Consider the following 19,304-nt stretch of genomic DNA (forward strand, 5'->3'; position numbering starts at 1 on the left):
ATAACCAGTTTTGGCAAGTGGTACTTTTCAACGACTGTATTTACCCTGCCAAGAAGTCGGGTTAATTTAGCTGAAATGGAGTTTTTGTGGACATCGATATTTATCAATTAATGGCAATAGTTTTAATTATTTTGGTAGTTGCTGCTCCTTGTGTATTACCTTTCACTAAAAGTGTAAGTTTTGAACACAAAGTAGCATGGTTTTTTGCATCTTTTATACTAAGCTGGGTAGGCTATTTCATTTATTTATCTGTTGTAAAAAAAGAACTAAAAGATAATGGAGGCTTGATGGAATCAGATTAAATTAAAACCACTTTATACTTTATCCGGTTAAACCGAGAACGGCATAAAATTAATACTATTCAATATTAGTAACATATCGGTGTTACTCGTTTATTAAATAAGGATATCAATTGAAAACTAAAAATTTATCAATAATATTCACAATTGTTTTTATTTTAATGGGTTGTGATAACAACAAAGAGACAGACGCAGATAAAGAAATCGAAGCTATACAGAGAGAATTGAGTCAAATTGAATCTGAACTCAAGGAGCTAGAAGAAATGAATCCAGATAAAATTGATCGCAATGGTGATGGTCAGGCGGACTTATTCATAGAGTTTGAGGGTGAATTTGTATACGAGCTAATTGATAGAGATTTTGATGGTCAGGTTGATGAAAGTTGGAAGTATGACTCTAATGCTAACTTGGTTTCTGGGAAAGTTGATGAGAACCTGGATGGAATCTTAGAAACACAATATATATCTAAGGATCACTCGATAGATAAAATTTTCTCAGATTCAGATGGTAATGGGGTGTTTGATGTCTATACAAAGCTTGATCGTGGCGTGTTGGTTTTTTCCGAAAGGTATTATAGCTCGGAGCAGCAAGCTAAAATTGGTAAAGTAGAATATGAATATGGTTACCCAAAAGGACCAGAAATACTTACAAGTACACCCATCTCTGAAGAAGAATTTCAAGAAAAAAGAAAATAATGTATTTTCTTACAAAATTAAAGGATCAGAGTAATTTATAAGCCGTATATTAATCCTCACCATAAAGCCATTATAAGAAAAACCGGTGCGTCACGACGCACCCTACCTAAAATGCTAGCCTTTTATTCCCCCTAACCACGTCACAGTTGGGCTTAATTAGCTCTTGCTCTTACTGGGCGTCTACTGCAAAATGGTTCGGTTCCTAATTTTAGAATTGTTTGTTTTTCAAACAATTAGGCCAGTTGGCCAAAGTAAACTATAAGCTGGCAATAAGATGATGATAAGCCATTGATTTATCAGTCTTTTTCGAATATAGAGGGGAAATATGCCTTTATTTGCTACCTCAAGCGGCATGTTGTTTGATCTGCTTAAAACGGGTGGTTGGACGATGGTGCCAATCATGCTGTGTTCCTTGATTGCTATGGGTATTATCGTTGAGCGCTTCTGGAGCTTGCAACGTAACCGTATTTTGCCAAAACACCTGGTTGCTCAGGTATGGACCTGGATTAAGAATGGTCAGTTTGATAAGACCAAGATGCGCGATCTGAAAAATAGCTCGGCGTTGGGTGAGGTTTTGACAGCGGGTCTTTTGAACCATCAGCACGGTCGTGCGGCGATGAAAGCCAGTATTAATGAAGCGGGGCGCGCGGTTGTGGTGCGTCTGGAGCGTTTCCTGAATACTTTGGGTTCGATTGCGCTGGTTACTCCTTTATTAGGTCTTTTAGGGACTGTTATCGGTATGATCCGTGTATTTACCGTGATTCGTGTGCAGGGCGTGGGTAATGCTGACGCTTTGGCGGGCGGCATCTCGGAAGCTTTGATTACGACTGCTGCCGGCATGGCAGTGGCGATTCCTACCTTGGTCATGCACCGTCATTTTTCGCGTCGCGTTGAAGAACTGGTCAGCGAAATGGAGCAGGAAGCTTTGAAGATGGTTGATGTGCTGCATGGCGAACGTGAAATTTTCACGGGTAACTAATCCTTTTTTACGGATAACAGGCCTTAATCGAATATGTGGCAAAACAAGAAAAAAGAAGAGTTACAGCTTAATCTGACACCACTGATTGATGTGGTGTTTTTGCTGCTGATTTTCTTCATGGTTTCGACCAGTTTCAAGAAAGAAAGCAAAATCAGTCTGGATTTGCCGGAAGCCAGCGGCGAAATTGCCGAGAAGCTGCCGGAAGTGATAGAAATTAGTATTAACAAGGATGGCGAGGTGTTTGTTAATGGCGAAGGCTTGATTAATCGTCAACTAGAGACTATAAAGGACGCCATTAAGCAGGTAGCTAACGATCCTGCTACGCCGCTAGTCATAAACGCAGACGCCCAGGCGCCTTATCAGTCGGTGATTAGCGTGATGGACGCAGCGGGTCAAGTAGGTTTTAATAACCTGACACTAGCTACGCAACAACCTAAATCGGATACTCAAGACTAGTCGACTCATGACTGAACCAAAAAACTATACAGGCTGGGAAATCTATAAGCGCCTGTTAGGCTTCACCAAAAAATACAAATCGGTATTTATCGTTGGTGTGGTCGCGAACATTCTCTTTGCGCTGGTAGAAACCTATTTCGTTAACTCAATTAAGTACCTGATTGATGATGGTATCAAGGCGCGAGATAGCTATTTCCTTCTAGTCAAAACGCCGCTCTTTATCATGGGCGCAATTATGCTGCGCGGGGTTTTCAACTTCGTGTCGGTTTACTGTATGGGTTGGGTTGGCCGAAAAGTCGTACAAACCCTGCGTGAACAGCTTTATGAGCATTTTGTTCGTCAGCCGACTGAATTTTTCTCCAAGCGCGCACCGGGTAATCTTTTATCGACTCTTACCTTTAATACCGAACAGGTAGCTGTGGCAAGTTCCGATGCGATCACATCAGCATTACGTGCTGGTGGCACTATCATCTTTATTATCACTTTTATGGCGCTCACCAGTTGGCGTCTAACCTTGTTCCTCTTCATTCTGGTTCCTGTCGTTGGTTGGGTCATCAAAGTCAGTGCACGCCGCTTAAAGAAAGTCAGTAGCAGTATCCAAAATGTTGTTGGTGATGTAACTCGCGCTGCGGAAGAATCCATTAAAGCCAATCAGGTTATCAAAATCTTTGGTGGCACCGAGCGCGAAATTAAGAACTTCAATAAGCAGGCTAATCGTAACCGTCAGCAGGATATGAAGCTGATTGCGACTAAAGGTCTGGCATCTCCTGTGATTCAATTTATCGCGGGTATTGGTTTTGCCGCCATTATGTACTTCGGTAGCCAGGAAATGCTTAATGATCGTATTTCTGAAGGTGAGTTGATTTCCTTTATTACTCTAATGGCTATGATTCTGCGTCCATTAAAAGAAGTCAGTAACGTTAATACCCACCTGCAACGCGGTATTGCGGGCGCGCAAAGTGTGTTTGATATTCTTGATCTGCCTAATGAGCCGGACGAAGGTACCAATGTCATTGATAAGGCTGAGGGTTCCATTGAATTTAAACACGTCAGTTTTGGTTATAAGCCCGACGAAAAAGTGCTCAATGATATTTCCTTCAATGTTCCGGCAGGCCAATCGATTGCATTAGTAGGTAAGTCGGGCAGCGGTAAAAGTACAATCGCCAGTCTGTTACAGCGTCTGTACAACATTAATCAAGGCGACTTATTAATTGATGGAATACCGATTCAGGATCTGACCCTCGATTCATTGCGTAAACAGATTGCTACCGTGTCGCAAAGCGTGGTGCTGTTTAACGATACCATTCGTCACAATATCGCTTATGGACGCATGGATGAGGTTTCAGACGAAGACATTATCAGCGCCGCGAAGAACGCTCATGCATGGGAATTCATTGAGAAGCTTCCGCAAGGCCTCGATACCATCGTTGGTGACAATGGGGTGATGTTGTCAGGTGGTCAAAGACAGCGTATTGCGATTGCGCGAGCAATGTTGAAAGATGCGCCAATTTTGATTCTGGACGAAGCAACTTCAGCACTGGATACTGAATCTGAGCGTCATATTCAGGAAGCTCTCGAAGAGTTGATGAAAGATCGCACGACCGTTGTTGTCGCTCACCGTTTATCAACTATCGAAAATGCCGATAGAATCTTAGTGCTAAAAGATGGTGTGATTATCGAATCAGGAAGCCATCAGGAACTGCTTGATAAAAATGGTGAGTATACTCGTCTCTATCAAATGCAGTTTAGCGAATAAGCAAACCGGCAATTAACCAGCAGGATAGGGCATGGCCATTTCCAGAAGCCAACAGTTTTTTGAGTCATTGTGGTACCGCAAAACTGTCTGGTGGCTTTGGTTGTTATGGCCTTTGCATCTGATACTTAAACTACTGGTTTTTCTTCGTCGAACTTTTTACCGCGTAGGCCTTTTCAAATCAACTAAACTCAATGTGCCTGTCATTGTCATTGGCAATATCACCGTTGGTGGTACCGGAAAAACGCCTTTAGCCATTTATCTCATCGAACTACTCAAAAGCCAGGGGTTTAAACCCGGCCTTATCAGCCGTGGTTATGGCGGCCAGTCTGAGCATTATCCATTAACGGTTACCGAATCTACCTCAGTTGCTGAATCAGGTGATGAGCCATTCTTGATCCGACGCAGAACTCAGGTGCCGGTTGTGGTTGATCCGATTCGTGCGCGTGGTGCTAAAGAACTTGAGAGTCTAGGTTGTGACATCATCATTTGTGACGATGGGTTACAACATTATGCCTTACAGCGCGATATTGAGATTGTAGTAATTGACGGTAAGCGAAAGTTGGGCAATGGTTGGCTGATGCCTTTCGGGCCTTTGCGTGAACCAAAATCACGCCTAAAACAAGCAGACCATATTGTGGTCAATGGTAAAGATATGGTGCTTGAGCCAGAAGCTATTCAAGCCATCAATGGCCAAAATAGCGAGTTCACAGTACCTTTCACGGCGGTTGCTGCGATTGGTAATCCAGAACGTTTTTACAGAACGCTTGAGGAATTAGGTTATCAATTTAAGAGCCAGCCGTTCCCGGATCATTATCAATTTAAAAAGCAGGACTTTGAATCATTTCAATCCAATATTGTCATGACTGAAAAGGATGCTGTGAAATGCCTGTCTTTTGCCGACGAGCGTTTTTATTTTTTACCCGTTAGCGCTAAACTGTCCAAACAGTTTCTACAGTCGTTAATGGAACAGATTAAGGCTATAACGCATGAATCATAAACTTTTAGATGTTCTGGTATGTCCCATTTGCAAGGGCGACCTGGTGTATAAAAAAGATAGCGATGAGCTGGTTTGTCGCTTTGATAAATTGGCATATCCCATTCGAGACGATATTCCAGTGATGCTGGAAAATGAAGCGAGAAATGTCTCAAGCGAGGAATTGGATGCACTTTAAGGATTTTATTGTCGTCATTCCTGCTCGATATGCATCGAGCCGACTACCCGGCAAGCCGCTGGCCATGATTGGTGGCAAGCCCATGATTCAACATGTGTACGAAAGAGCCATGATGGCGGATGCTAAACAGGTGGTAGTGGCGACTGATGATAAGCGTATTGAAGAGGCCGTTAAACTGTTTGGTGGCGATGTTTGTATGACCCGCGAAGATCATGTTTCTGGCAGTGACCGTCTGGCTGAAGTCTGCGAAACATTATTGTTGAAAGACGATACTATCGTGGTCAATGTGCAGGGAGATGAGCCATTCATTTCTCCAGAGAATATTCGTCAGGTTGCCGAAAATCTTCATCAACATACAGCATTTCCGATGGCAACCTTGTCTACGCCTATCACTGATGCCGAAGAAGTGTTTAATTCTAATGTGGTTAAAGTTGTGGCTGATGGGCATGGCAAAGCACTGTATTTTTCCCGTGCACCAATCCCATGGCAGCGTGGTGCTTTTGAAGAGCAACGCGTTCAGGAAATCGAACACTGCCAACGTCACATTGGTATCTATGCCTATCGAGCTGGTTTTCTGGCCGACTACGTAAAGATGGCTCCTGCCATGATTGAACGTATGGAATCTCTGGAGCAGCTTCGTGTATTAGCGCACGGTTATTCGATTCATGTCGAGCAGGCCAGCGAAGCGCCTGGTCTGGGTGTGGACACTCAAGAAGATCTCGAAGCTGCGGAACAATTCTACCGCATGCACCGTCTGTAATTTATATTTATTAAGGAAAGAGTCTTAGCCATGCCAAGATTTTCAGTGTTATTTGTGTGCCTGGGTAATATCTGCCGTTCACCCACTGCAGAAGGTATTTTCAAGCATAAGCTCGACCAAACTGAATTAAGCGACTTAGTGTTCGTTGATTCTGCAGGAACCAGTGCTCATCACGTTGGTGAATCCCCCGATCCAAGGGCGCAGGAAGAAGCCAAGAGAGCAGGGTATGACTTATCATTTATCCGCTCAAGACAGGTGCGAGATGTGGACTTTCATGAGTTTGATCTGATTGTAGCGATGGATGACTCTAATTATTACAACTTGCAAGACCTGGCTCCTGAGCCAGACTATCATGAAAAAATTAAGCTGTTCCTCGCTGATTTTGCGCCACAGTTGCCGAAACGAGAAGTTCCAGACCCATATTACGGTGGCAAGCAAGGCTTCGTCGAGGTTATTGAACTGATTGAAGCAGCCAGCGATGGCTTGATTGAGCATTTACGGAAATTGCATCAATAATTCCCTCAAGCCGTGGCATGCAAAGCTCAAGCAGGTATAATAGCGCCAATTTTTCGCATTCTTTTTTCAACGTTCTGGATCTGTAACCGACATGCTTGTATCAATCGAACAACAACTCAGCCAATTATTTGCCGATGCATTTGAAAGCCTTGAATTGCCACGTAACCTTGGTGACGTTCAGCGCTCAAATCGCCCTGATTTGGGGCATTATCAATGTAATGGTGCCATGGCTGCAGCTAAGCTTGGTGCGGGCAACCCTTTTGTAACTGCTGAAAAGGTCGTTGCAGCACTATCCGAAAATACTCTGATTGAGAAAGTAGATGTTGTACGCCCAGGCTTTATTAACGTTTTTGTGAATGCCGAATCGTTAGCCAAAACTTTGGAAAGATTTGGTTCAGATCAAACCTTCGGCTGTCACGAAGACAAATCTGATTCTAAAGTGATGATCGACTTTGGTGGGCCAAATGTTGCCAAATCCATGCACGTTGGCCATTTGCGCACAGCGATCATTGGTGATTCCTTACAGCGTATCTTCCGCTTCAAAGGCTATAACGTCGTTTCCGATGCGCATTTAGGCGATTGGGGCACGCAAATGGGTATGCTGATCGAGGGTCTAAAAAAGCGTCAACCAGACTTAGTATATTTTGATGCAGATTTTACTGGCCCTTATCCAGAAGAGTCACCAGTAACCATTCAAGATTTAGAAGAAATTTATCCGCAGGAATCTGGCTTGTGTAAGTCTGATGAAGCAGCGGCAGAAAAAGCACGTCAGGCGACACTTGAGTTGCAAAACGGTCGTGCTGGCTATAGAGCATTGTGGCAGCACTTCGTGAATGTCTCTGTGGCAACTTTAAAGCGTGATTACGGCGAACTGGGTGTTAGCTTTGATTTGTGGAAAGGCGAAAGTGATGCCGATCCTTTCATTCCTAAAGTGATTCAGGAATTGGAGGATAAAGGTCTAGCAGTTCGCGACCAGGGCGCATTAATTGTTCCATTTAAGGATGAGCAAGGCGAAGCAGTGATGCCTCCGCTGATCTTGCGTAAGTCTGATGGCGCTGTCATGTACGGTACAACAGATTTAGCAACGCTATATGAGCGTGTTTATGACGATCATGCCAATCTTGTTCTTTATGTGGTTGACGGTCGTCAGCAGCAGCATTTCAAACAGGTCTTTGCTGCAGCAGATCTGATGGGCATGAATGCCAATACCCAATACGAACATACTTATTTTGGTACGGTAAACGGTAAGGACGGAAAGCCCTTCAAAACACGTTCTGGCGGTGTCATGAAATTGCATGACCTGATTCAGATGGCAAAAGATGAAGCGCGTAAAAAGCTAGCCGAAAGTAACTTTGGTGCCGATTTTGATGAAGACGAAAAAGAAGAGATTGCGCATAAGGTTGCCATTTCGACTTTGAAGTTTGCTGACTTGAGAAACTACCGAATCAAAGACTATATTTTTGATTTGGAAAAGTTCAGTGAGTTTGAAGGTAAGACCGGTCCTTACCTTCTTATGCAGGTGGCGCGTATTAAGTCCATCTTGCGTAAGGCTGAAGAGGCGGGCGCAAAGCCAGGTGAGCTACAACCAACGACGGAAAACGAATTCGATTTAACCTTCGGACTGCTGGATTTCCCTTCAGCGCTAGATAAAACGGTCGACAAGCGTGCGCCACATTATCTGTGCGAGCACCTGTATAATTTGGCACAACAGTTCAGTTCTTTCTATCAGAAGCAACACATTATGAATGAGCCGGACAAACTCCGTCAGGCCAGCCTATTGCGCTTAAGCCAGATTTGTCTGGCGCAGCTTGAAATGGGACTGGCTTTATTGGGCATTGAAACCCTAGAACGTATGTAATGGTATTCAAATTAATTGCATAAACCTCGAACTCTTCACGCTGTTATGCAGTGTCACTTTGATTAATCAATCAGCTTCGCTAAGATGGCTCCATATGGAGCCATTTTTTTAGGAGTTTTATGAACGAATCATTAGTTAAATCCAGAGCCTTTATTAATGGAGAGTGGGTTACAACCGATAAACGTTTTCGTGTTGATGATCCTTTTTCTCAAGAGCTGATTGTCGAAGTTTCTGATTGTGGCGAAAAGGAAGTAAATCAAGCGATTGATGCTGCCCACAATGCTTTTCAAACATGGAGTAAAACAACTGCGCAGGAACGCTCCGATAAGCTCTTAGCCTGGTATGATTTAATTATTGATAATATTGATGACCTTGCTGAATTATTGACGACGGAGCAGGGCAAGCCTCTCAAAGAAGCAAAAGGCGAAATTCAGTATGGTGCTAACTACATTAAGTGGTTTGCCGAAGAAGCCTTGCGTATTGATGGCGATATTATTCCTTCCCCCGATGGGCAAAAGCAAATTCATGTCATAAAGCAGCCGGTTGGCGTTGTCGGCATTATCACGCCCTGGAACTTTCCACAGGCAATGATTGCGCGCAAAGTTGCACCTGCTCTTGCTGCAGGTTGTACCGTTGTGATTAAACCTGCTGCCGAAACACCTTTATCAGCATTGGCTATGGCAGAACTGGCGCAACAGGCTGGCATTCCAGATGGTGTAATCAATCTGGTTCCCACTAGTGAGGCGAGCGTAATAGGCGAGGCTTTAACTTCCAGCTCTAAGGTTCGCAAGATTTCTTTCACTGGCTCAACCAAAGTTGGCAAGATTCTGATGAGTCAGGCTGCTGAGAATGTACAGCATGTGACCATGGAGCTTGGTGGAAATGCGCCATTTATTGTATTTGACGATGCTGATATTGACGATGCAGTTGAAGGCATTATGGCCAGCAAGTTTAGAAACTCAGGGCAAACCTGCGTCTGTGCGAATCGAGTTTTTATCCATGAAAACATCTACCAAAACATTGTCGAAAAGCTGACTGAAAAAGTAGCGTCGCTGAAAACTGGTTCAGGTCTTGAGGATGATGTTGCCATAACGCCACTGATTAACCAGGCCGGAATTGACAAGGTTAAACGTCTGGTTCAGTCAGCCAAAGATAGCGGTGCAAAAGTTATAGTCGGTGGTAACGTTTCTGATAAGCACAACCAAATTTACGAGCCGACTCTATTAACTGAGGTCAGTTTCGATATGGATATCGCATGCGAAGAAATATTTGGCCCCGTACTGACATTAATTCCATTCAGTAATGAAGAGTCGGTTGTTGAGCAGGCGAATGCCACCAAAGCTGGTTTGGCTGCCTATGTCTACACTGATGATCGCCATCGAATCAAGCGTCTCAGTGAGCAAATAGAGTCAGGCATGATTGGGTTTAATGAAGGTATTATTTCCAATCATATGGCGCCATTTGGCGGCGTTAAGGAGTCCGGAATGGGCAGGGAAGGCTCAAAATACGGTATCAGTGATTATTTAGACATCAAGTATTTGTGCATAAAATAATCAAAAACTGGGTGAAGTACACTAGCTAACTTATTGAAAATGTAGTACAAAGAGGTATGGGTATTGCATCCATACCTCATTTTTAAATAAGGAGTCAGCTATGAATTTTCAAGAAGTTGAATCCGTAAAACAATCTCTAGAGTTAACCAGTCACAGACTGATTGACTTCCTACCATTTCTCTATCAGGACTTTAAAGAGTTGGGTAGCAATACTGGCTACATGATAGAGCTCATTGATGAATTACAAAAAACGACGCCTGATAAACGTGTTCTCGACCTCTGCTGTGGCAAAGGTGTAACCCTTATAACGCTCGCTAAGCATTTTAATTGGCGTGGTACTGGTGTGGATGTGGTCAGTGATTTTGTGCAGCAGGCAACCATGGATGCCTTTAGTCAAAGGCTCAGAGGGCAAGTGGAGTTTGTGCGAGAGGATATTGCAAAATTCCTAGATCGTAATACAGAGCTGTTCGATGTAATCGTTTTTCCAGCCTGTACTGATGTTCTAGGTGATAGAGTGGAGTCACTCGATATTCTCGCCCAACATATTAAGGATGATGGTTTTGTATTAGTTGAGAGCGACTATAAAAGTCACAGCTTTAATATTGGTAGTGGCCTAGAGTTAACCAAAAACATGGATGATGTTATAGCTGAATCAAAATTAACTACTGCTCGTAAGATTATCTGGGATCAACGAGTTCTGATCGACATATATCAGCGAGATACCATACGCTTAAACACTCGGGTGAATGAACTTAAAGCCAGACAGCCCGAAATCAAAAGAGAACTCGAGCAGTTTATTGAGCATCGCAATCAGCACCTGAAAAATTACCAGGACAATGAAGTTGCTCGAGCTAGCTGGTTGCTAGTTAAACAGAAATTAATCTAGCTAGGAATCTAAACCCTAATGACTTCACCATGCTTGGCGATAGTGATTTCGCTATCTACATTTTGAGTCATGAAATCATGGAACTCCTGAATGGTAGTTTGAGCTCCATGCACAAGCACCAAACGAGGAGAGTTCTCAAACTTCTGATACCATTTCAGCAGATCTTTCTGACCCGCATGAGCTGAGAATCCACCGATGGTGTGCACTTTGGCGGCAACCTTAACCGTCTCACCCCATAATTTAATATATTTCGCACCTTCAACAATTCGATTACCCAGCGTTCCTTCAGGTTGGAATCCAGCAACAATCAGAGAGCATTGAGGACGCCAGATATTGTGCTTTAAATGTTGCTTTATACGACCACCATTCATCATGCCGCTACCGGCAATGATAATAGCTCCTTGGTGGACACTATTCAGCTCAATAGACTGCTCAGTATCGGGTGTAAATTTTAAGTTGGGTAGCTTTTGATGCAGGGTCTCGCCTGACCAGAGATATTGGCTTTCTTTTTTATAAAGTTGCCAATACTTTCCATAAGTATTAGTTACTTTGATTGCCATTGGTGAGTCGAGGTAAATATCCCAGTCTCTCAGATGCCACTCGTTGTAATATTTAGCAAAATAGTAAAGCAGGACCTGAGTTCGACCAACGGCAAAGGAGGGTATCAAAACGTTACCACCGTGCTGGCGGGCTTCATCAAGCGCAGTTTTTAATTCTACAATTGAAGTATCCCAACTTTGGTGGTTCCGGTTTCCGTAGGTTGACTCCATGATGACTAAATCAGCTTTGCCGTATATATTCGAGTCTTCCTGAATAGGCGAGCCTGGATTGCCAATATCACCACTTAGAATGATTCGTTTGGTATGGCTGCTCTCCTTGATCAAAAGTTCGACATGCGCAGAGCCCAAGATATGTCCTGCATTATGCAGAACCATAGTTATATCTTCTGTAATCTCGATGGGTTGCTTATAAGGGTGAAGGTTCAACAAAGACAGAACCGGCGGTACATCATCTTGCGTATAAAGTGGCTCAAGTAATTTAAGGCCTTTGCGACTACGTTTGGTATTGGCCCATTCCGCTTCTTTTTCCTGAAGGAATGCACTATCCATCAAAAGAATATCCAGCAAATCAGCATTGGCTTCATGGGTATGAATGGGACCTTGATAACCCTGGCCGACCAGTACTGGTAGTCGGCCACTATGATCAATGTGAGCATGCGTCAGGATAACAGCATCAAGCTCACGTAGTGAAAAAGGGAAGGGGGCACGATTACGTTCTTCTTTTTTAGGAGCGCCCTGAATAAGGCCGCAATCAACGATGATGTTACTGTGTTCAGTGGTAATCTGTATGCAGGAACCGGTGACTTCTTCCGCTGCACCATGGACTTTAATTTTCATGGTTGGTTTCCTTTATGGTTTTATCAATTGATTCTAAAGCCTGCATATAATATTTGCAGGATTTATACAGTGATTTGTTTAAATTCAACAATGTAGAAATAATATCGACAGAAATATTCTGGCTAATTTGTGAGGACAAGAGATTCGCTTCACTGGTTTTGAATTCGTGATAAAGCTTTTCGTACCAATTCTTAGTGAAGTCTTTGAAGCTTAAATCAACTTTTTGATCGAAAAGATGTCTGGAGTCTTCGTAGAATGCCTTTGATTGATTAAAAATAGGGAACATTGATTTGTCATGATACGACTCGGATAAATCGGGTTGCTCCAGATCCGCTAGAAGATCTTTCAGAAGTTTTGCCGAATAGATACCGTCCCTAATCGCTGCCAGCAGATTATAGAGTGCCTGCGTTTGTTCTTGGGTAAGTGGTCGTTCTGACAACTGACGAGAAAACTTAATAAATAAGCCTTCCATTTTTTTTAGCTCGAAATAGTGCTCAGGATTAACATAGTCAGTTGAGAGACATTTTTGATTGAACTGACTCACTTTATTAATAAAAGAGACAGTTTCTGAACGAAAGCGCTCAATGGCAACCGGAGGCATATTAACCGGGATCAACGACAGTCTACTCTCAATAGGACTGAGGCTGTCTGAAAAACGCAATGATAGGAAGCTTACAAAGTAATTAAATAGTGTCAGGTAAACTAGAATTCCAATCAGATTGATGATGCTGTGGAAAGCAACAATGCTAATCAAAACATCTGTTATATTCAAAAACTCAAAAATAGTTTTGATGAAAGGCAATATTAAAAATACAGCAACAGTTGCATTGGTCAGATTAAAGACAACATGGGCCAATGCCAGTTGTTTTTTGATTTTTGCACCTTTGATACTTCCGAGAATTGCTGTGCTCGTTGTTCCAATATCGGCACCAACTACAATCGCAAATGCATGTTCTACGCTGATTAAGCCTGCGTGAGCAGCGCTTAAATTCATCATCATGACGGCGGAACTGGATTGAACCAGTGTCGCTAGCAGAATACCAACAGCTACGAAGATAAATGGTGATTGGCTTTGAAGATTGGTGATATCAAAGTTATGACTTAACGCAATCGTCCCCGATTTAATTAAATCTAAACTGAAAAGAATCAGCCCAATACTGATGAACAATGTGTAAAAAGCAACTTGATTAGTATTCTTGGCAAAGAACACTCTCAATAGCGCTGCGAAGCCAATAAAATAAATGGCAAAGTCACCCAGGCTGAATTTAAAACCAAGATAGGTCACCAGCCAACCGGTAGCCGTCGTTCCTAGATTAGCACCGAATATAACACCAACCGCCTGCTTTAGATTTAGCAGTTTAGAGCTGGCAAGTGCTAATACAATGATGGTGACCAGTGAGCTACTTTGCACAACGGCAGTACATACAGCGCCAGTTGCTACTGCAGAGATTGAGGTTTTAGTCCAAGAGGTCAGGTAATAGTTAAGCTTGCCGGAAGCGAGTTTGGCCAGGCTCGATTCAATCAGGGACATTCCCCATAGGAAGATCCCTACACCTGCTAAAAAATTAAGCCATTCCAAGCTCATCTATGAGTTCTCATCACTTAACCAATTTATAACTTTCAGCAATACTACCTGATACATCTATAGCATTACTGACGTGAGGAATAGTATTGCAGGTAACAATTTGGCTGATGTGGGATTGAGCAAGCATTCCATAAGCATTTTCGTTAAATATGGCATGGCTTGCTATACAGGTAATGTTATTCATACCTGCATCTTCTAGATGCTTGGTTATTTCAAGAATAGTGTGTCCCGTTGAAATGATGTCATCAACGAGCACAATTGTCTTATCTGTATGCTCTTCGATGCCTTTAATGGAAATCTCAACATCTTTATCGCCATGACGGACTTTATTGGCTACTAAAAAAGGAACTTGTATCTCACTGGCGATTGCTTCAACCCATTGCCGACTTTCGCTGTCAGGTCCAATAATAAGGGGGTTACTGATATGTGCTTTAATCCACTGCGCAATTGGACCGCTTGTGTGAGCCAGGTACGTTCGAATGGGATACACCTGATCCAAACTGAAAAAACGATGGAGATGAGGATCGACCGTAATCAAAGCATCAATGTTTTCAGAGAGTATTTCTGCAAAGTGTCGCGCAAGAATCGATTCCCCTTCATGGAAAACTGCATCCTGACGCATGTAAGGTAGATAGGGTGAAATGAGTACCACTTTTTCTGGCTCATGCTCTCTAATCATACGAAGTACAAATAATAAAGGGAGAATTTTGGCGTTTGGATGGGATAGGTCGGCTAATACAACGATTGTTTTCCCTTTGCAGGGACTATGCAGCTGAATGTTAACTTCACCATCAGGAAAATAGTGCATTGATAATTTACCCATGGTTGCCCCGATTTTTTCGCAAACGGGCGCTGAAAGATTCAGGTTGTCCGACAAATCAAAAAGCAGGGTACTCATAATCCTTCCTCAATAATAATCATTTCTTTGTGGGTGTTGTAGAAATCCAAGGCGTACTCCAGCTCTCCAGGCGCTTCTGAGTGAATAGTCAGCAGAGTAGAGCCCTCGGTAAGGTAATGACCTACTTTTGCCTCCATGTAGACACCTGATGCATGATCGGCCGGAGCACCGGCAAGCTTGGCTAAACGTGATAAGAGGCGATTATTGACTCGACGAATATAACCGCTTTTTTCTGCAGGAACAGCCATTTTGCAACAGGCAACAGGAGGGTACTTAAAGCCGCCTTGTGCTTCACAAATCTGCATAAAGGTTTTCCAGGCTTCTCCAGACTCAACCACTCTTAACGCCTCGTCCTTGCCATCACCATTATTCACAACGCCAGCATGTTCTAATAGCTCGCCAGCAAGTAACACAGAACGCTCTCTTAAATCAGCCGGGGCTGAACTGGAGTTTTTTAATACCCCAATAACATCCCAGGCCTCAAGCGCTGGACCAATGCCGAAGCCTACAGGCTGGGAGCCATCAGTTAATACCACTTTTACCTTAAGTCCCATTTTTTCACCAACGGTCGTAAGTTGCTCGGCTAGAGCTTGAGCACTTTCTTCACTTCTGAGTTTAGCGGTAGGTCCCACAGGAATATCAATCAAGACATATTTCGAACCCGCGGCAATTTTTTTCGAAAGGATTGAAGCAATAAGCTGGCCTTCAAAATCAATATCCAATGCTTTTTCGACACTGATCAAGATATCGTCAGCGGGACTTAGACTTACAGAACCTCCCCATGCAAGACAACCATGGTTTTTCTCGACGACTTCTTTTAACTGATTAAAAGATAAATCCACTTTGGTCATGGTTTCCATGACATCTGCAGTACCGGCGGGTGAGGTTATGGCGCGAGAAGATGTTTTAGGAATGGTAAGCCCCTTTGACGCGAGAATTGACACGACTATTGGAGACGTTCTATTACCTGGCAGCCCACCAACACAATGCTTATCGACGATTTTTTCTCCTGGCCACGTCAAAGTTTCACCGGCACTTACCATTCCTTGCGTTAAATACAGAATTTCATCCTGGGTCATATTGTTATTGGCACAGGCAGTAATAAATGCAGCCAGGTGTACATCCATATAATGCCCATCCACGATATCGCGCATGATTTCCTGTAACTGATGTTTATTTAATTCATGGCCAAATGCTTTGGCGCGAATATAGGCAAGAGAATCAACTTGCGGAGCATGAGATAGTTTAATGCGCTGACCTTTTTTGAGTTTTAGGCGTTTCCAGGCAGTTTCCGAAAGTCCTGCAAAACCGGACTGAATTAGATCGCTATATACAATGAGCAGGGTGGCAATAATGGATTTGCTGTTTACTTCGACAAGCACACGAGACATGCTTTCAAAGCCTTCTGAGCGAGCTACTGGCGAATCAGAACGCAAAAAAATCAAAGGCTCATGGCGTGAGTTGATCCCAAGCCTTATAGCAACTGGTAGTATTGATTCGGTTTTATCCATCTGGATTATTACTCTGTTATTTATATTTTAAACTCGGTAATAACCGGCTTATGATCACTGGCTACTTTCGATAGTTTTTTTCGACACAGGAAAACATTTTCGAGTTTTAAACTACCTTGATAAAAGACTCGGTCCAATCCACCTCTAGGAGAAAATGATGGGTAGGTCTTTAATGCTGATACTTTGTTCCTGTAGCGTCTGTCCGTCGCACATTTAAAGCCTGCACCTTCTGTCATCGGCTTTCTTAATAAAGAGCGCCAATCATTGAAGTCACCAATGACTATTTTATTAGCGTTATCATCAAGGTTTCTTATTTCAGCGGAATTTAATAGTTTTCTAATTTGCTTATCCCGCTCTTTAGCCGAGAGTCCCAGATGCAGATTAAACACATCGAGATGCACTGTTTTCGAAGGGCTTGAAGGAATGTCGATAGTTGTATGCTGACATCCTCGTCGTTTTTTATTATCAATTGTAAGATCAATATTTCGCTCGCGCACGATTGGAAAGCGACTGAGGGTTGCGTTGCCGTAATGACCTTTTTTGAGGCTGACATTTTTACCAAGGACGTAGTAGGGGAAATCAAGCGCTTCAGCAAGTTCTTGAGCAAGATTTAATTCTCGCGAGCGCGGCACTCCATCGTCAACTTCCTGGAGAGCTATGATATCTGCATCATAGCTTTCCAGAATCTCAACAATTCGTTCAGGACGAAACCGACGATCAACGCCAATTGCGCGATGAATGTTATAGGTGATGACCTTAAGATTCATCCTTTGATGTCCAACTCAGTAAGTAGGAATTAATCTGTAAGGTCGCTGGAGCGAAATGCCTGTTTAATATCCTTGTATGCTTCCTGAAGTTGATGACCCAAAAGAACAAAGCCCTTACCAACATCCTCAGAAGCTTTATGAGCACCTTTACCAATAGTTTTGGCCTTTGCCTCAAAGCGCTCCCAGTCATGCTCGGTTTCTTGCCATTTATCGCGTAATTCGGCTTTCGCTAAATGAGCTTGTACTTTTAGCTCATCGCGCTGGGTTTTAAGCTTTTCGTATAGCTTTTTAGCTTCCGCTTTCAATTCTTCTTCATTCATGATGCAAACTCCTTAATTCCATGTGTTTAAGAGTGTAAAGCACATGTATAGATATATCATATTAATAGTTTAACTGCTTGATTTTTGTCAAGGAATGAGGAGGAAAATGGACTGGTTTATGGAAAAGCATTCCAGTAGTAGGTTTATCTTGTTTGTATGTGGAAGAGGTAGCTCAAGCGTATTATCGGGAAAGGAAGGTGTCCGTACAACTTATGGAGAGCTAAAAGCAGATCCTGAACTTGATTCAGGATCTGCTCTTATTAAGTTAAATTAATAGCATTGAATAGATTTGCAGAGTTGCTTAAAAGAAAGGCCTAGTTAGTGGTTGTATAGGGGCAACTCACTAGCTACCCCTATAGTCATAATTATCCCTTAAACCAATGCCGAGTTCGATTGGCAAAAGCAACAAGTGACAACATCACCGGGACTTCAACCAGAACGCCGACAACAGTGGCTAGTGCGGCACCTGAGTGCAGTCCAAACAATGAAATAGCGACCGCTACAGCAAGCTCGAAGAAATTCGAGGTGCCGATCATACAGGCTGGCGCTGCAACATTATGAGGAAGCCTCATAAATTTAGCAGCAGCATAGGCTATGATGAAAATACCATAGGTCTGAATTAACAATGGAATGGCTATCAGGCCAATATCCAGTGGCTTAGCAAGAATTTTTTCGGCCTGAAAAGCGAATAGTAAAATGATTGTCAGAAGCAGCCCTAAAATCGACCAGGGTTTCGATTTGACCAGAAACATATGCAATCTATGATGGTCGTCTTTTTTATCTAATGCATTGCGCGTTATTGCACCAGCAATCAGCGGTAATAGCACATAAAGGACTACCGACAAAAGTAATGTTTCCCACGGCACAGCGATATCAGTTACTCCCAATAAAAATGCAGCTAGAGGGGCAAAGGCAAAAACCATGATGACATCATTAATCGAGACCTGAACCAGGGTATAGTTGGCATCGCCTTTGGTTAGATGACTCCATACGAACACCATCGCGGTACAAGGTGCAACGCCAAGTAAAATCATACCTGCGATGTATTCATTAGCCGTTTGAGGGTCGACCATGTCAGCGAAAAAATATTTGAAGAAGAGTACACCAAGTGCTGCCATGGTGAAGGGTTTGATTAACCAGTTAACCACTAACGTTAAAATCAAACCTTTAGGCTTCTTACCCACATCCTTGATCGACTTGAAATCAACCTGAACCATCATTGGGAATATCATCAGCCAGATGAGTACTGCAACTAGCAGGTTCACGTGGGCATACTCTAACTTAGCGATATAATTAAAGAGCTCTGGCAAAACGTTGCCAAGAACAACGCCAACGACTATACATAAGGCAACCCATAGTGATAAAAATCGTTCAAAAACACCCATTAAAATAACTCCCCAAGTTGTTGCAGTTCAGTTTTAAATTGGTCAGCATCCATCTCTTCGAAATCTTTCTCCAGAAGCGTTTTTATGCGCTTTTCTATGACGTTAATGACATGTGCAAACGCCTCAGCTTCCTGCTCTTCAGAATCATGCTCTCCAGAGCTATGACCTTTAGAAGGATCCGGCAAACCCCAGTGTACTTTTAGGGTATTTCCCATCCACACAGGACATGCTTCACCTGCAGCACTATCACACACCGTTATCACCACGTCTGGATCAAAATTACTCAGCTCATCCCAGCTTTGGCTGGTTAAGCCTTCGGTACTGTAGCCATGCTTGCTAAGATATTTCAGGGTAAGAGGGTGAACCACGCCGCGCGGAGCGCTGCCCGCACTGGCTGTCTCAAGGCGACCTTTGCCCAATGTTCGTGCAATCACTTCACTAAGTATGCTGCGGCAAGCATTATGAGTACAAATAAACAGTATTTTCATGTTCTAACTCGTTAATAAATAGA

The 19,304-nt window shown here is 43.0% G+C and carries 20 protein-coding genes; 12 read left to right on the forward strand and 8 right to left on the reverse strand.

The annotated features are described in order from the left end of the window. The first annotated feature begins 86 nt into the window (after positions 1 to 86). The 12 genes from B158_RS0107975 (at position 87) to B158_RS0108030 (ending at position 10,930) form a co-directional block, all read left to right on the forward strand. A complete protein-coding gene (locus B158_RS0107975) occupies positions 87 to 302 on the forward strand; it encodes a hypothetical protein (RefSeq protein WP_018624842.1) in 216 nt (71 codons plus the stop codon). 110 nt (positions 303 to 412) lie between these two features. Beyond that, positions 413 to 994 (forward strand): hypothetical protein, encoded by a 582-nt coding sequence (locus B158_RS0107980; RefSeq protein WP_018624843.1) that lies wholly within the window; start codon positions 413 to 415, stop codon positions 992 to 994. 325 nt (positions 995 to 1,319) lie between these two features. Further along, positions 1,320 to 1,973 carry a MotA/TolQ/ExbB proton channel family protein gene (locus B158_RS0107985; RefSeq protein ID WP_018624844.1) on the forward strand — a complete coding sequence of 218 codons (654 nt, stop codon included), beginning with the start codon at positions 1,320 to 1,322 and terminating at the stop codon, positions 1,971 to 1,973. Positions 1,974 to 2,006: 33 nt separating this feature from the next. Continuing rightward, entirely contained in the window at positions 2,007 to 2,429 is a 423-nt protein-coding gene (locus B158_RS0107990; RefSeq protein ID WP_018624845.1) for an ExbD/TolR family protein, read from the forward strand. 7 nt (positions 2,430 to 2,436) lie between these two features. Further along, a complete protein-coding gene (gene msbA / locus B158_RS0107995) occupies positions 2,437 to 4,185 on the forward strand; it encodes a lipid A export permease/ATP-binding protein MsbA (protein ID WP_018624846.1) in 1,749 nt (582 codons plus the stop codon). A gap of 31 nt (positions 4,186 to 4,216) precedes the next feature. Next, positions 4,217 to 5,182: a tetraacyldisaccharide 4'-kinase gene (gene lpxK, locus B158_RS0108000; protein ID WP_018624847.1), complete on the forward strand. Its 966-nt coding sequence runs from the start codon at positions 4,217 to 4,219 to the stop codon at positions 5,180 to 5,182. Next, the gene (locus B158_RS0108005; protein WP_018624848.1) at positions 5,172 to 5,357 is read left to right on the forward strand and encodes a Trm112 family protein; all 186 of its coding nucleotides are present in this window, start codon (positions 5,172 to 5,174) and stop codon (positions 5,355 to 5,357) included. Before lpxK ends, B158_RS0108005 begins: the two co-directional genes overlap by 11 nt. Further along, positions 5,347 to 6,117 (forward strand): 3-deoxy-manno-octulosonate cytidylyltransferase, encoded by a 771-nt coding sequence (gene kdsB, locus B158_RS0108010; protein WP_018624849.1) that lies wholly within the window; start codon positions 5,347 to 5,349, stop codon positions 6,115 to 6,117. The genes B158_RS0108005 and kdsB overlap by 11 nt, the downstream gene beginning before the upstream one ends. A gap of 30 nt (positions 6,118 to 6,147) precedes the next feature. Next, complete coding sequence (locus tag B158_RS0108015) at positions 6,148 to 6,633, forward strand: low molecular weight protein-tyrosine-phosphatase (RefSeq protein WP_018624850.1); 486 nt, start codon at positions 6,148 to 6,150, stop codon at positions 6,631 to 6,633. Between the two features lie 91 nt (positions 6,634 to 6,724). Then, positions 6,725 to 8,491, forward strand: coding sequence for an arginine--tRNA ligase (gene argS, locus B158_RS0108020; protein ID WP_018624851.1), 1,767 nt, complete (start codon positions 6,725 to 6,727; stop codon positions 8,489 to 8,491). A gap of 119 nt (positions 8,492 to 8,610) precedes the next feature. After that, the gene (locus B158_RS0108025) at positions 8,611 to 10,044 is read left to right on the forward strand and encodes an NAD-dependent succinate-semialdehyde dehydrogenase (RefSeq protein ID WP_018624852.1); all 1,434 of its coding nucleotides are present in this window, start codon (positions 8,611 to 8,613) and stop codon (positions 10,042 to 10,044) included. Between the two features lie 100 nt (positions 10,045 to 10,144). Beyond that, positions 10,145 to 10,930, forward strand: a complete 786-nt coding sequence (locus tag B158_RS0108030) for a class I SAM-dependent methyltransferase (RefSeq protein WP_018624853.1) — start codon at positions 10,145 to 10,147, stop codon at positions 10,928 to 10,930. An 8-nt stretch (positions 10,931 to 10,938) separates the two neighbouring features. On the opposite strand, the gene B158_RS0108035 is transcribed toward B158_RS0108030, so the two are convergent. From B158_RS0108035 to B158_RS0108075, 8 genes are all read right to left on the reverse strand, one after another. After that, complete coding sequence (locus B158_RS0108035; protein ID WP_018624854.1) at positions 10,939 to 12,327, reverse strand: MBL fold metallo-hydrolase RNA specificity domain-containing protein; 1,389 nt, start codon at positions 12,325 to 12,327, stop codon at positions 10,939 to 10,941. Next, entirely contained in the window at positions 12,317 to 13,912 is a 1,596-nt protein-coding gene (locus B158_RS0108040) for a Na/Pi cotransporter family protein (RefSeq protein WP_033413876.1), read from the reverse strand. The genes B158_RS0108035 and B158_RS0108040 overlap by 11 nt, the downstream gene beginning before the upstream one ends. Positions 13,913 to 13,925: 13 nt before the next feature. Beyond that, the gene (locus tag B158_RS0108045) at positions 13,926 to 14,810 is read right to left on the reverse strand and encodes a ribose-phosphate diphosphokinase (protein WP_018624856.1); all 885 of its coding nucleotides are present in this window, start codon (positions 14,808 to 14,810) and stop codon (positions 13,926 to 13,928) included. Next, a complete protein-coding gene (locus B158_RS0108050) occupies positions 14,807 to 16,321 on the reverse strand; it encodes a thymidine phosphorylase family protein (protein WP_026309315.1) in 1,515 nt (504 codons plus the stop codon). The genes B158_RS0108045 and B158_RS0108050 overlap by 4 nt, the downstream gene beginning before the upstream one ends. A 20-nt stretch (positions 16,322 to 16,341) precedes the next feature. Further along, positions 16,342 to 17,088, reverse strand: coding sequence for an endonuclease/exonuclease/phosphatase family protein (locus B158_RS0108055; RefSeq protein ID WP_018624859.1), 747 nt, complete (start codon positions 17,086 to 17,088; stop codon positions 16,342 to 16,344). A gap of 29 nt (positions 17,089 to 17,117) precedes the next feature. Next, complete coding sequence (locus tag B158_RS0108060; protein ID WP_018624860.1) at positions 17,118 to 17,408, reverse strand: hypothetical protein; 291 nt, start codon at positions 17,406 to 17,408, stop codon at positions 17,118 to 17,120. A 365-nt stretch (positions 17,409 to 17,773) separates the two neighbouring features. After that, entirely contained in the window at positions 17,774 to 18,793 is a 1,020-nt protein-coding gene (arsB, locus tag B158_RS0108070; RefSeq protein WP_018624862.1) for an ACR3 family arsenite efflux transporter, read from the reverse strand. Continuing rightward, positions 18,793 to 19,281: an arsenate reductase ArsC gene (locus tag B158_RS0108075; RefSeq protein ID WP_018624863.1), complete on the reverse strand. Its 489-nt coding sequence runs from the start codon at positions 19,279 to 19,281 to the stop codon at positions 18,793 to 18,795. The genes arsB and B158_RS0108075 overlap by 1 nt, the downstream gene beginning before the upstream one ends. Positions 19,282 to 19,304 lie beyond the last annotated feature (23 nt).

The organism is Kangiella aquimarina DSM 16071 (assembly GCF_000374105.1).
Classification (GTDB): Bacteria; Pseudomonadota; Gammaproteobacteria; order Enterobacterales; family Kangiellaceae; genus Kangiella; species Kangiella aquimarina.

Excerpts from the sequence above, each read along its gene's own strand:
- B158_RS0108045 (WP_018624856.1), bottom strand. The coding sequence starts at position 14,810 with ATGAGTACCCTGCTTTTTGATTTGTCGGACAACCTGAATCTTTCAGCG.
- B158_RS0108015 (WP_018624850.1), top strand. The coding sequence starts at position 6,148 with ATGCCAAGATTTTCAGTGTTATTTGTGTGCCTGGGTAATATCTGCCGT.
- lpxK (WP_018624847.1), top strand. The coding sequence starts at position 4,217 with ATGGCCATTTCCAGAAGCCAACAGTTTTTTGAGTCATTGTGGTACCGC.
- B158_RS0108040 (WP_033413876.1), bottom strand. The coding sequence starts at position 13,912 with ATGAGCTTGGAATGGCTTAATTTTTTAGCAGGTGTAGGGATCTTCCTA.
- B158_RS0108055 (WP_018624859.1), bottom strand. The coding sequence starts at position 17,088 with ATGAATCTTAAGGTCATCACCTATAACATTCATCGCGCAATTGGCGTT.
- B158_RS0108030 (WP_018624853.1), top strand. The coding sequence starts at position 10,145 with ATGAATTTTCAAGAAGTTGAATCCGTAAAACAATCTCTAGAGTTAACC.
- B158_RS0108075 (WP_018624863.1), bottom strand. The coding sequence starts at position 19,281 with ATGAAAATACTGTTTATTTGTACTCATAATGCTTGCCGCAGCATACTT.
- arsB (WP_018624862.1), bottom strand. The coding sequence starts at position 18,793 with ATGGGTGTTTTTGAACGATTTTTATCACTATGGGTTGCCTTATGTATA.
- B158_RS0108035 (WP_018624854.1), bottom strand. The coding sequence starts at position 12,327 with ATGAAAATTAAAGTCCATGGTGCAGCGGAAGAAGTCACCGGTTCCTGC.
- B158_RS0108005 (WP_018624848.1), top strand. The coding sequence starts at position 5,172 with ATGAATCATAAACTTTTAGATGTTCTGGTATGTCCCATTTGCAAGGGC.
- B158_RS0107990 (WP_018624845.1), top strand. The coding sequence starts at position 2,007 with ATGTGGCAAAACAAGAAAAAAGAAGAGTTACAGCTTAATCTGACACCA.
- B158_RS0108060 (WP_018624860.1), bottom strand. The coding sequence starts at position 17,408 with ATGAATGAAGAAGAATTGAAAGCGGAAGCTAAAAAGCTATACGAAAAG.
- B158_RS0108025 (WP_018624852.1), top strand. The coding sequence starts at position 8,611 with ATGAACGAATCATTAGTTAAATCCAGAGCCTTTATTAATGGAGAGTGG.
- msbA (WP_018624846.1), top strand. The coding sequence starts at position 2,437 with ATGACTGAACCAAAAAACTATACAGGCTGGGAAATCTATAAGCGCCTG.
- B158_RS0107985 (WP_018624844.1), top strand. The coding sequence starts at position 1,320 with ATGCCTTTATTTGCTACCTCAAGCGGCATGTTGTTTGATCTGCTTAAA.
- B158_RS0108050 (WP_026309315.1), bottom strand. The coding sequence starts at position 16,321 with ATGGATAAAACCGAATCAATACTACCAGTTGCTATAAGGCTTGGGATC.
- kdsB (WP_018624849.1), top strand. The coding sequence starts at position 5,347 with ATGCACTTTAAGGATTTTATTGTCGTCATTCCTGCTCGATATGCATCG.
- argS (WP_018624851.1), top strand. The coding sequence starts at position 6,725 with ATGCTTGTATCAATCGAACAACAACTCAGCCAATTATTTGCCGATGCA.